The sequence below is a fragment of the Planococcus sp. MSAK28401 genome, assembly GCF_018283455.1.
Lineage (GTDB): Bacteria > Bacillota > Bacilli > Bacillales_A > Planococcaceae > Planococcus > Planococcus alpniumensis.
On record NZ_JAAMTH010000001.1, the window covers coordinates 2,122,066 to 2,134,563 of the forward strand.

Consider the following 12,498-nt stretch of genomic DNA (forward strand, 5'->3'; position numbering starts at 1 on the left):
CTTTTCTGCTACATGACTGCTGTTGGATTCATGTCGATGGACAAAGTCGCACCCGTTTTGATCCAGTCGCTGCGGTAAATTTTGATTAATTGCTGCAGCACTTCAGCCAGCTTCGGTTCATTTTTGTATTTTATCAAACATTGATAGCGATATCTATTGTTCACACGGGCGATAAGCGATGCGGAAGGCCCGATAATAATGGTTTTGGGCGACAGGCGGTGGCGCAGATATTCGGTCATCTGCTGGGCATATCCCGACACCGTCATCAAATCTTCATGGGTGAACTGGATATTGACGACATAATAATACGGAGGGTATCCGCTCGCCCGCCGCATAGCCATTTCCTGCTCATAGAACGGTTCGTATAATTGGTCTTTTGCGAGCGTAATCGCGTAATGCTCCGGTGTATACGTCTGCACATACACTTCCCCGGGCAATACGTCGCGTCCTGCACGACCGCTCACTTGCGTCAATAATTGGTAGGTTTTCTCGGCTGCACGGAAATCCGGCAAATGCAAAGTCGTATCCGCCGACAAGACACCGACCAAGGTGATATTCGGGAAATCCAAGCCCTTGGCGATCATTTGCGTGCCGAGGAGAATATCGGCTTTGCCTTCGCCGAACGCTGACAAGATCTTTTCATGTGCGCCTTTATTGCGGGTCGTATCGACATCCATACGCAGAACACGCGCATCCGGCACGAGCTTTGCCAGTTCCTCTTCAACTTTTTGTGTCCCTGTGCCGAAAAAGCGGATATGGTCGCTTTCGCATTCCGGGCAAGTCGTCGGCACGGGTTCATCATAGCCGCAATAATGGCATTTCATGCGTTCGCTCGCCCGGTGATAGGTTAGCGAAATATCGCAGTTCGGGCATTGCAGCACCGTTCCGCAATCGCGGCATAAGACGAATGACGAGTAGCCGCGCTTATTCAAAAACAGCACGACTTGCTCTTTACGCGCCAGGCGCTCGCGTATCGCTTCCGCCAATTCCACGGAAAACATCGACCGGTTGCCGGTCCGCAGCTCTTCGCGCATATCGACAATATGAACCTCAGGCAGCGGCTGGTTTTTCGCCCGGTTTTTCAGCGCGAGTAATTCATAGACGCCTTTTCGGGCGCGCGCATACGATTCAAGTGATGGCGTCGCGCTACCAAGAATGACGGGGCATTGATGCTGCTGGCTGCGCCAAATCGCTACATCCCGTGCGTGGTAACGGGGTGAGTCGTCTTGTTTATAGCTCGATTCATGCTCTTCGTCGAGGATGATCAACCCGAGATTTTGAAACGGCGCAAAAATCGCCGAACGGGCCCCTACGACGACTTTCACTTCCGCACGCTGGATTTTTCGCCATTCATCGTATTTTTCCCCTGCCGATAAGCCGCTGTGCAGCACGGCGACCAAATCACCGAAACGCTCCTTAAAGCGGATGGTCATCTGAGGGGTCAAGGAAATTTCCGGGACGAGCATGATCGCTTCCTTGCCTTCTTCAAGCACTTGGGCGATCGTCTGTAAATAAATCTCTGTTTTCCCGCTGCCGGTGATGCCATGAAGCAAAAAGGTTTTTTCCGTGTTGAGCGAGGATTGAATAGCATCGAATGCCGTTTGTTGTTCATCCGTCAAATCCAAGGCGATCTTTTGTTCAATAGCGGTCAGAAGTGAAGGATCCCTGTACGATTCCATAGACGAAAAATTGGCCAAGCCTTTTTCCGCCAGAGCGTTAACCGTCGGAAGCGAAACACCTGCCTGTTTTTGCAGTTGGGAAGATTCAAAGCTTTGGCCCACGTGTTTCAAGAAAAACTCCTGTAGCTTTAATTGCTGCTTGGCGTTCGCCCTTATAGAAATATTTTCTATATCTCCTATGGAATCTGTAATATGGACCATGCGTATTTTTTTCACGCCGGTTTTCTGCTGGATATTGGTATCCGCCAACACGGTGCCTTTGTCCATTTCCTTTTTCATGAGCCCATATACGGATTCCGCTTCCTGGGCACGGACAAAGTCACGAGTGCCGAAATACGGATGCAGCTCTTTCGGCAGCTCGTCGATAGGAGCATTCAACACGAACCGCTTCTCGTATTTGGCGCGAAGTGCTGCTGGCACCATGACTTGCAGGGCATCGATTTCAAAACACACCGTCTGGCGTTTCATCCACTGTGCAAGTTCGAGCATTTCCCCGTTCAATACCGGAACGACATCCATCAATTCGTGGATCGGCTTGAGCCGTTTTGGGTCAAATTCGGATGTTTCTTTGATATTTGTAATAAAGCCGAGCACTTTGCGGTTGCCAAAAGGCACTTTGACGCGCATGCCCGGCTCTGTGAGTGCCTGGAACTTTTTCGGCACTGCATAATCGAACGGCCGGTCAATCGGATGTGCGGCAACATCGACGATGACTTCGGCAATCATTTTGCAAATTCCTTTTCAGTGATGAGCGATAGCAAATCGAGCGCAAGCGCTTTTTTCGGCATGACCGGGAAGGTTTTTTCGAATTCCCCTTGGCCATATACCGTCACTGCATTCGTATCATGGTCAAAGCCCGCCTGCTCTGCGCTGACGTCGTTGGCGATGATGTAATCGGCGTTTTTTCGCTCAAGTTTATCTTTTGCATATTGCGCCACATGATCGGTCTCTGCCGCGAAACCGACCAGGATTTGATGGCTCTTCAGTTGGCCGAGCTGCTGCAGGATATCTACTGTGCGCTCCAGCTCAAGGACCGAATTGCCTTCTTTTTTCTTGACCTTCTGCCCGGCGATAGCCGACGGACGGTAATCTGCGACAGCTGCTGTCTTGACGACCAAGTCTGCGCTATCGTATTCACCAAGCACCGCTTCGAGCATCTGCTGGGCACTTTCAACTTGAATTCGCTTAACGCCGCTTGGCACTGGCAATGAAACTGGGCCGCTGATCAAAATTGTCTCAGCCCCAAGTTCCGCTGCCGCTTCAGCCATAGCATAGCCCATCTTGCCGCTCGAAAAGTTTGTCAAAAACCGCACCGGGTCGATTCGTTCACGCGTCGGCCCTGCCGTCACGATTACTTTCTTGCCTTTCAGCGGTTTGTTTTTCGTAAAATGGCCGGCCACCAGTTCGGTGATTTTCTCCGGTTCCTCCAAACGCCCTTTGCCGACATAGCCACAGGCCAAAAAGCCTTCAGACGGCTCAATGAAACGGATGCCGTCATGATGCAAACGGTCGATATTGCGCTTGACTGCCGGATGGTCGTACATATGGACATTCATTGCAGGCGCAACCCAAATCGGCGCAGTCGTCGCAAGTAGCACCGTTGATGCCATGTCATCGCCTAAGCCATTCGCCATTTTTGCGATCATATTGGCTGTCGCAGGCGCAACAATCACAAGGTCCGCCCAGTCCGCCAAATCAATATGGGCGATGACCGACGAATCTTTTTCATCAAATGTATCAAAATAGACATCGTTTCTGGACATGACCTGGAACGATAAAGGCTGGACGAATTGCTTCGCTGATTCTGTCATGATCACTTTCACGTCCGCCCCTGCCTGGGACAATTTGCTGACGAGTGCGACCGCTTTATAGACGGCGATGCCACCGCTTACACATAATAGGATTTTTCGATTTGCCAACACCGCTAAACACCCTTTCTAAACAACAAACTCCCAAAGAACAGTTTCGCTCTGGGAGTCGTCAATTGAGATCATAAGTTAAATTTCGTCTTCGTAAATCGCGGATGCATCTTGCTGAACCGGCGTCAATGAGCCAGCTGCAATCTCTTCAAGCGCTTTTCCAACTGCTTTATGGGATACGTAGGAATCCAGTTTCTCATCGCCATGTTCGTGCAATTGGCGGGCTCTCTTGGACGCCAAAGCGACCAGGGAGTATTTCGAATCGATGCGGCTTTTTAGTTTATCAACGGATGGGTATAACATCAGGCATTCTCCTTTAGCATATCTAAGTATCTTTTTTCGACGCGTTCCCGCTTGCAATGTTCTGCAATGATGATGGCATTGATGCGGTCGCATGCATGTTCGACTTCATCGTTTTCGACGACGTAATCGTACAGGTTCATCATCTCGAGTTCTTTTCTGGCAGCGTGGATGCGGGAAGCGATCACTTCATCCGACTCCGTGCCACGGCCGACCAAGCGCTCTTCAAGTTCCGAGAGGCTAGGCGGCGCGAGGAAGATGAACAAGCCATCCGGCACTTTGTCGCGCACTTGCGCTGCCCCTTGCACTTCGATTTCCAGGAATACATCGCGCCCGGCATCGCGCATTTTATTGACGTATTCGAGCGGCGTGCCATAATAATTGCCGACATACTCGGCATATTCAAGCAATTGCCCTTGGTCGATCAGTTCTTCAAACTCATGACGGGTCTTGAAGAAATAATCGACTTCGTCCACTTCCCCTTCACGCGGCGCGCGTGTCGTCATGGAAATGGAATATTCATAATTTGTATCTGGCTGTTGGAACAGCTCTTTTCGCACCGTGCCTTTGCCGACGCCCGAAGGCCCGGACAGCACGATGAGCAGTCCACGATGTTTTCTCATTTTATCCCTCGCTTGCCTCATCATCATTTTCTTCAATCCGCGCAAGGGCCGTCTCGACCGACAAAGCGGAAATGACCACATGATCGCTATCCATGATAAAGATCGACTTGGTCTTCTTGCCGCCTGTCGCATCGACGAGCAAGCCTTTGCTGCGCGCTTCTTGCATCAAGCGCTTGGAAGGCGCCGAGTCCGGCTGGATCATCGAGACGATGCGGTCCACTGACACCGCGTTGCCCGCCCCGATGGATATGAACTTCGACTTTCTTTTCATCTTCCTCACCGCCATCGATGCTCAAGTAATATATTCACGCTTAAAACTAACTGTCTTATTATATCATATTCTTCCATGAAAATGATAAGATGGAACAAAACGATTTGAAAGAGGGATTTTTCATGGCATTTGATGGATTATTTACGAAAGCGATGACGAGCGAATTGCAACAGCTCATCACTGGAAGGATTTCAAAAGTTCATCAGCCTAATCAGCTCGAACTGCTCCTGCATATACGCGCACAAGGCAAGAACCATAAATTGCTCATCTCGATCCACCCGTCCTATTCACGGATTCATTTGACCAACACGGCAAACGTCAACCCGTCAGAACCACCGATGTTCTGCATGCTGCTCCGCAAGCATATTGAAGGCGGCGTCATCACGGGTGTCGAGCAGCACGGCTCCGACCGGCTGATCATCCTGCGCATCCGCGCCCGCAACGAAATCGGCGATGAAATCGACCGCGAGCTTCATGTCGAAATGATGGGCCGGCATTCGAATATCATTTTAGTCGACGCCGAGCGCGACATGATTCTCGACAGCCTCAAGCATTTGCCGCCGAGCGTCAACTCCTACCGGACGATTTTGCCGGGCCAGGATTATATTTTTCCGCCTTCCCAAGACAAACAGGACCCATTTGCGGCGGATGCTGACTTCAGCGGGCTCACCGACAAGGAAATCGTTTCAAGCTTTGCTGGCTTTTCCCCACTGACGGCGAAAGAGCTGAACTATCGGCTAGAACAGGACCCGGAAAGCGCAGCTGCCTTTTTGCAGGATTTCAATGCTCCGGAACCGGCCGGCTATTACGTCGAACAGCAAGGAAAAAGCTATTTTTCTGCGACTGAATTGACGCATCTCGGACAAGACAATATGCGTTTTGACAATTTGTCTGAACTGCTCGACCGGATTTATTATGCGAAAGCCGAGCGCGATCGCGTTAAGCAACAGGCAGGTGATTTGGAGCGCTGGCTGCAGAACGAAATCGCCAAACTGAAATTGAAGCTGAAAAAATTGCAAAAAGAGCAGGATCAGGCGCAAAAACGTGATCAATTGCAATTGAACGGCGAATTGATCATGGCCAATCTGCACACCATTAAAAAGGGAATGAAACAAGCGGAAGTCGTCAATTATTATAATGAAGAAACTGTGACGATCACACTCGACCCACGCAAGACACCGATCGAGAATTCCCAGAAATACTATTCACGATACCAAAAAGCCAAAACGGCTGTCGTCAAAACGCATGAGCAAATCGAAAAGACCGAAGAAGACATCCGCTATTTCGAATTGCTCATGCAACAAGTGCAGCAGGCCGGGCTCTCCGATATCGAAGAGATCCGTGAAGAATTGGCGGAGCAAGGCTATATGAAAGCACAGAAATCGAAGAAAAAGAAAAAGCCGCAAAAACCGAATGTCGAGCATTATGTATCGAGCACCGGCATTCCGATTTCAGTCGGCAAAAACAATAAGCAAAACGATTATGTGACCTTCAAGGTCGCATCGAAATCCGATACCTGGCTGCACACGAAAGACATCCCGGGGTCGCATGTCATCATCCATTCCCAAGAACCGGATGAAGACACCATTCTAGAAGCTGCCAGCATCGCCGCTTATTTCAGCAAAGCACGCGAATCGGCATCCGTCCCGGTCGATTACACTGAAGTCCGCCAAGTGAAAAAACCGAGCGGCGCCAAACCTGGATTCGTAATTTATTTCGAACAGAAAACCGTCTACGTCACGCCGGATGAAGACCTGGTGTTGAAATTGAAAAAATAAGTTTGGACATGCCCGTACTGGTTTTTGCAGTGCGGGTTTTTGCTTACCATAAATTAAGTTTACATAATAATATTATAAAATAAATAGTACGACAAAGCATTGCTCCGAGCTATAGTTAATGCTATCTTTTTATAGGACATCAATTAAGGGGGCCTATCATTGAATATCATGACGAAACGAACATACATAACTGCCGCCCTGTTCAGCACGGCAGCAATTGCATTATCAGCTTGCGGAAATGACGCTGCTGAAACCGAACAGCCGTCGGAATGGGACCGCATCCAGGAGGAAGGCGTCTTAACTGTCGGTACATCCGGCACGCTGTTGGCGACTTCATTCCGCGACGAAGAAAGCGGCGAATTGACGGGCTTTGAAGTAGAAGTCGTACGGGAACTCGGCAAACGCCTGGATCTTGACATCGAATTCCGCGAACTCGGATTCGACGAAATGCTGACAAGCGTCAGCACAGGACAGCTCGATATGGCAGCGAACGATATCGAAGTGACGGAAGAAATGACCGATCAATTCCTGTTTTCTACACCGATCAAATATTCCTACGGCACCGCCGTCGTGCGTAAAGACGACCTGTCCGGAATCGAATCCCTCGAAGACTTGGAAGGCAAAAAAGCAGCCGGCGTCTCAACATCCGTCTATATGCAGATCGCCCGCGATTATGGGGCGGAAGAAGTGACGTATGACAATGCGACGAATGAAATCTATTTGCGTGATGTGTCTATCGGACGGACCGATGTTATTTTGAATGATTATTATTTGTCGAAATTCGGCGTGGCCGCTTTTCCGGAATTGAACATCACCATCCATCCGGATATCAAATACCTACCATCTGAAGTCGGCCTGGTCGTTAATGAAGATAATGAAGAACTTCTCGAACAAGTCAATACCACACTTGAGGAAATGCTTTCCAACGGCACCATCAGTGATATCTCAGCCGAATTCTTCGACGGGGCGGACGTTTCCGTCGAACCGGATGTCGAAGAGGCAAATTAAAGGAGGGCCATCTGTATGAACGATATCGAATGGGGGCTGTTGTTCGATCCCGAACTTGCCATCAATTCCTTGCCCTATGTGCTTGAAGGCATTTGGTTGACGCTGTTGATTTCGATGGGCAGCATGCTCGGCGGACTGGTCATCGGCTTTTTCATGGCGCTCGCCAGGACGTCAAAACAGCCGCTGCTCCATCTGCCGGCGCGCCTTTATATATCATTCATGCGCGGTGTGCCGATTCTCGTCATCTTGTTTTTGCTGTATTTCGCACTTCCTGTCATCGGCCTCGAATTCACCGCCTTGCAAGCAGCGCTCATCGGCTTTACGATCAATAGCGCCGCCTATATCGCGGAAGTGTTCCGGTCAGCTCTTGCGTCTGTCGACAAAGGCCAATGGGAATCGTCCACCGCACTTGGCCTTAGCTATTGGCAGACGATGCGCCGGATCATCTTGCCGCAATCGGTGCGCATTGCGGTGCCACCCTTATCGAATGTCTATTTGGACCTGATCAAGGCATCATCGCTCGCGGCCATGATCACGGTCCCGGAGATTTTCCAAAAAGCGCGCATTGTCGGCGCACGTGAATACGACCTGTTGACATTGCTCATCCTGGTCGCGCTCATCTACTGGGCCATCTGCACAGTCATGACCGTGCTTCAGAACTACCTGGAAAAACGCTATGCTGAATACTTATAAAACTAAAACCGCACCGGAATTTTATTCGGTGCGGTTTTCAGAGTGTTGAAGAAGTCTATTAATCCGCTATAAATGAAAAAGGAAAGCACCATTTCTACATTCAAAAATCAATGTGCTATCTGAGTATTTGGAGAAGCGTTCGTTCGACTCCTGTGGGACTAGCGGGTTTGAGAGACCCCGCAGGAACGTAGTGACGAGGAGGCTCGATTCCCGCCCCACGGAAAGCGAGCGATAAGCTTCGGAAAATACGGTTTCCTGAGTTTCTCGACAGCCTAAAAGGGGCTGTCCCAAAAGGTCATGAAAAGTGACTTTTAGGGGCAGTCCATTTTCGTCTTCTAAAGAAAAGGCTGATGTCCATTTCGACGGACGCTTTCCGCGGGCACGGCCTTAGCCTCTTCCCTCGCTTCGCTCAGTCCAGGGTCTTCGGCTCGCGCTGTTCCCGCTGGAGTCGCCGTCTCCATTCCCATCAGCCGGTTTAAAAAGAAAAAAGGATACAAAAAAAATCGTCCATTTCTGTAAAATGGGAGTTACCACACCACCATTAGAGAAAGGACGATTTTTATGTGCAATCCGAAGATTACTTCCTCAAATTATAACACTGAACAAGCCGCATTTCCACTCGCTCTGGGAGAAGGAACTGGCGTTCCGCTATCCAAAAAAGCGAGTCCTACGTTCATTCCCTATAACAACCAACAAGGCTTTGCCATCTTTGATATACAAGATCTTGTGCCAGCCAACCATGTCGCCCGGGTCATCGACGAAATGGTGGAATTGATTGATGATGAGCTGTTTTTCGCGCACTATAAAGGCGGCGGAAGAAGCTCTTTCCATCCAAAGATGATGACCAAAGTTATCCTTTACGCTTATTCGAAGAAAATCTATTCTTCTCGAGGTATTGAAGAAACACTTACTGAACACATTCCGTCCATGTGGCTCGCAGCTGGCCAACAACCAGATCACCGAACGATTAACCGGTTCCGTTCGGACCACTTAAAAGCGATGATGGACTCCCTTTTTGAACAGATGATTCACCAGCTGATCGAACAGAACTACATCACTATGGAGCATTATTTTTTGGATGGCACCAAAATTGAAGCTGATGCCAATAAGTATTCATTCGTCTGGAAAAAAGCGACACAGAATTTCGAAGGCAAGTTGAAGGTAAAGATTGCCGAAACGATTCAGCATATCCATGAACTGGCCGCAGCTGAAGCGATTCCACTCAACGAACAGGTAGAAGAAGCAACGCCTGAACAGCTGGAAGAAATGGCGGAAGCCATGGAAGAACAGATTGACGCATTCACGGAAGCCCTTGATCTGGAAGACGATACCGAAAAACGAAAGCAACTCCGGTCCAAGCGCAGTGAGTGGAAAAAGCCGGTCAAAGCGATTCGCGAAGATTTCCTTCCGCGTCTGGAGAAATATAGTCAGTACCACGAGATCTTCGGTGATCGAAACAGCTTTTCGAAAACAGACCCGGATGCGACCTTTATGCGAATGAAAGATGATCACATGAAAAATGGTCAATTGAAAGCAGCTTATAATGTACAAATGGCCACAGAAAATCAGTTCATTCTTTATTATTCGATACATCAGCGACCAACGGACACGCGCTGTTTTCTTCCGCATCTGGAGAAACTAGCGGCTTCCAGCCTGCCCATGCCGAAGACGGTCATTGCCGATGCAGGCTATGGCAGTGAAGAGAATTACCTGTATGCGTTGGGCGATGAAAAAGAGCCGCATTTCGACTTTCTCATTCCATATGGAATGTATCTGAAGGAAAAATCAGCGAGTTACAAGAAGAATATCAAACACGCGAAAAATTGGACATACCTAGAGGAGGAAGATTGTTTCATCTGTCCGAATGGTCGGCGTGTCGCATTTAAAAAATACCTGAATAAAAAGAATGCCTCCGGTTACGAACAAAACTTAAAAATCTATGAATGCGAAGACTGTTCGGATTGTCCGTTAAAAGCCCTCTGCACGAAAGCAAAAGGCAACCGACAAGTCCAATGGAATCCCATTTATGAAGAAATGAAAGCGAAGGCCAAAGCAGCTCTTGAAGATGAAACGAAGACACAAATCTACGCCCAACGCAAAATTGACGTAGAAAGTGTGTTCGGTCATATCAAGGGCAATCGGTCGTTCCGCCGATTTCTCCTCCGGGGCTTAGAGAAAGTGCATACAGAGTTCGGGATTGTGGCATTGGCCCACAACCTCCTGAAAGTAGCCGGCATGCGCCGGCTACTTTCAGTGACCTCACCAATAAATGAAAAACAGACGGAGAAAAAGAAATTCTTTTTCTCCGTCTGCTTTATTTTAGGGGCTTATGGGACAGCCCCTTTATTATTCAAAGGCCTCGTCTTCCATATACATGACTTCCCATAAATGTCCGTCCGGGTCGTGAAAACTCCAGGAATACATAAACTTATTGTCCATCGGCTCGTTCGCGGAACTGCCACCGGCTGCCATCGCTTTTTCCACCCATTCATCAACGGCCTCCCGGCTAGACGCCGATAGAGCAATGATCGCCTCTGCGCTGTTGGAGGTATCGGCAATGTCTTTATGGGTGAAGCTTTTGAAGAAGTCTTCTACCAGCAGCATGGCGTACATATTTTGGCCGATGATCATGCAAGTGGCGTTATTATCCGTCATCCGCTCATCGAAATCAAAGCCCATTTCGCCAAAAAACTTCATCGATCTTTCCAAATCCTTAACCGGCAAATTAACGAAAATCTGGTTCGCTTGAATGGCCATGTTTCCGCTTCCCTTCTTTTTCGTTTATCGTTCACTCTTCTATTCGTGGAATGAACTGAAAATCCTCCCTATCGTTTCAGTTTCTTTACCCCTCTTGCATAAAATCCGGCCATCTCTTCCTCGGGCACGAGTGCCCCTCCTGTCAGCCAGACGATATGTGTCGCTTTTTCCACATCAATGTCATGTTCTTCAGCGTAGTTTGTCGCTGCCATCATAAATGGCCCGGCAAATCCGGCTGCTGCGGAAGGTTCGATTTTGATTTCTTCACTATCTTTCAGCATGGCGAGCAGCGGAAACAACTCTTCGTCTTCGAACGTCGCAATGCCCGATATCAATTGTTCAGAACTTGCGGACGCGAAGCTTGATGCCCTGCCGACTGCGAGCCCGTCCGCCTCCGTCCTATTGTCGATGCCGATGTCCTGGACGCAGATGCCGCTCTTCAAGCCTGTCATGAGACCGAGCAAGACGGCAGGTGAATGCGTCGGTTCGATGAACACCGGATGGACGTGATCGCCGAACAGGTGTCGTAGCCCGAATGCGATGCCCCCTGGCGCCCCGCCGACACCGCATGGCAAGTAGACGAATAGCGGATGCTCTTTATCTACCGGAACTTTCTTTTGTTCCAATTGCTGTTTCAAACGAAGTGCCGCCACGCTATAGCCGAGAAACAATTCGCGGGATTTCTCGTCATCGACAAAATAGCCGTTCGGCAGATGGAGCGTCTCTTCGCGCCCTGCCGTGACCGCTTCACTGAAGTCGCCGCTGAATTCGACGACGCGAACTCCCTTTTTCCGCAGCAGCTCTTTTTTCCACCCTTTGGCATCCGCTGACATATAGACGGAGACCTTGAAACCGAGTTCAGCGCTGATGATGCCGATGCTCAAGCCTAAATTCCCGGTCGAGCCGACGCCGATGGAATGGAGTCCGAAGAACTTTTTAGCTTCGTCCGTTGCAAACCATTCATAGGAATCCTCACGCGTGATAAGCCCTTCTTCCAGCGCCAGGTTCTCTGCATAGCGCAGCACTTCAAAAAATCCGCCGCGCGCCTTCACCGATCCTGCAACAGGCAGTTCATTGTCGCATTTAACGAATAACTTCCCTGGCAGCTGCTCGCCGTAATACACTTCCAGTTGACGTCGCATGTGGCTAACTTCCCGCAATTCCGATTCGATGATTCCTCCCGTTTCAACCGTCTCGGGGAACACTTTCATCAAATACGGGGCGAAGCGCAGCCATAAGCGTTCTGCCTCCTGCAAATCATGCATTGTCACTGGCAAGCCCTGTACCTGATCCATTTCCCTGCGCTTTGGGTTCAGCCAGACGACCGGCTTCAAGTCGAGTAAATCCCCCATCAGCGGATGTTCATCCGTCCATTTGTGGATTTCATGTTTGGTAAGTCCCATGTCTACCGCCTCCTTATCGTTAGTTGTACCATACCCCTTTTTGCTTTCTTTATTTAACTAAAAAACG

The 12,498-nt window shown here is 49.4% G+C and carries 11 protein-coding genes; 4 read left to right on the plus strand and 7 right to left on the minus strand.

All coding sequences use genetic code 11. The features are described 5' to 3' along the window. Positions 1 to 8 precede the first annotated feature (8 nt). The 5 genes from priA to G3255_RS10885 all read right to left on the minus strand — a co-directional run bounded on the left by priA (position 9) and on the right by G3255_RS10885 (position 4,792). Positions 9 to 2,405: a primosomal protein N' gene (gene priA / locus G3255_RS10865; protein WP_211654476.1), complete on the minus strand. Its 2,397-nt coding sequence runs from the start codon at positions 2,403 to 2,405 to the stop codon at positions 9 to 11. Then, entirely contained in the window at positions 2,402 to 3,601 is a 1,200-nt protein-coding gene (gene coaBC, locus G3255_RS10870; protein WP_211654477.1) for a bifunctional phosphopantothenoylcysteine decarboxylase/phosphopantothenate--cysteine ligase CoaBC, read from the minus strand. Before coaBC ends, priA begins: the two co-directional genes overlap by 4 nt. A gap of 75 nt (positions 3,602 to 3,676) precedes the next feature. Continuing rightward, a complete protein-coding gene (gene rpoZ, locus G3255_RS10875; RefSeq protein WP_211654478.1) occupies positions 3,677 to 3,901 on the minus strand; it encodes a DNA-directed RNA polymerase subunit omega in 225 nt (74 codons plus the stop codon). Next, a complete protein-coding gene (gmk, locus tag G3255_RS10880) occupies positions 3,901 to 4,521 on the minus strand; it encodes a guanylate kinase (protein ID WP_211654479.1) in 621 nt (206 codons plus the stop codon). The genes rpoZ and gmk overlap by 1 nt, the downstream gene beginning before the upstream one ends. A gap of 1 nt (position 4,522) precedes the next feature. Then, the gene (locus G3255_RS10885; RefSeq protein WP_211654480.1) at positions 4,523 to 4,792 is read right to left on the minus strand and encodes an extracellular matrix/biofilm biosynthesis regulator RemA family protein; all 270 of its coding nucleotides are present in this window, start codon (positions 4,790 to 4,792) and stop codon (positions 4,523 to 4,525) included. A 122-nt stretch (positions 4,793 to 4,914) separates the two neighbouring features. On the opposite strand from G3255_RS10885, the gene G3255_RS10890 reads away from it, so the two are divergent. From G3255_RS10890 to G3255_RS10905, 4 genes are all read left to right on the plus strand, one after another. After that, on the plus strand, positions 4,915 to 6,570 hold the full coding sequence (locus G3255_RS10890) for an Rqc2 family fibronectin-binding protein (protein ID WP_211654481.1): 1,656 nt from the start codon (positions 4,915 to 4,917) through the stop codon (positions 6,568 to 6,570). A gap of 168 nt (positions 6,571 to 6,738) precedes the next feature. After that, positions 6,739 to 7,578, plus strand: coding sequence for a transporter substrate-binding domain-containing protein (locus G3255_RS10895; protein ID WP_211655834.1), 840 nt, complete (start codon positions 6,739 to 6,741; stop codon positions 7,576 to 7,578). Positions 7,579 to 7,593: 15 nt separating this feature from the next. Further along, on the plus strand, positions 7,594 to 8,271 hold the full coding sequence (locus G3255_RS10900; RefSeq protein WP_211654482.1) for an amino acid ABC transporter permease: 678 nt from the start codon (positions 7,594 to 7,596) through the stop codon (positions 8,269 to 8,271). 561 nt (positions 8,272 to 8,832) lie between these two features. Next, entirely contained in the window at positions 8,833 to 10,659 is a 1,827-nt protein-coding gene (locus G3255_RS10905; RefSeq protein ID WP_249222108.1) for an IS1182 family transposase, read from the plus strand. Here the strand turns inward: G3255_RS10905 and G3255_RS10910 are convergent. Both G3255_RS10910 and dsdA read right to left on the minus strand, forming a co-directional pair. Continuing rightward, the gene (locus G3255_RS10910) at positions 10,618 to 11,028 is read right to left on the minus strand and encodes a VOC family protein (protein WP_121297743.1); all 411 of its coding nucleotides are present in this window, start codon (positions 11,026 to 11,028) and stop codon (positions 10,618 to 10,620) included. The two genes, G3255_RS10905 and G3255_RS10910, sit on opposite strands and share 42 nt — an antisense overlap. 68 nt (positions 11,029 to 11,096) lie before the next feature. Further along, complete coding sequence (dsdA, locus tag G3255_RS10915; RefSeq protein ID WP_211654483.1) at positions 11,097 to 12,431, minus strand: D-serine ammonia-lyase; 1,335 nt, start codon at positions 12,429 to 12,431, stop codon at positions 11,097 to 11,099. Positions 12,432 to 12,498: the final 67 nt, after the last annotated feature.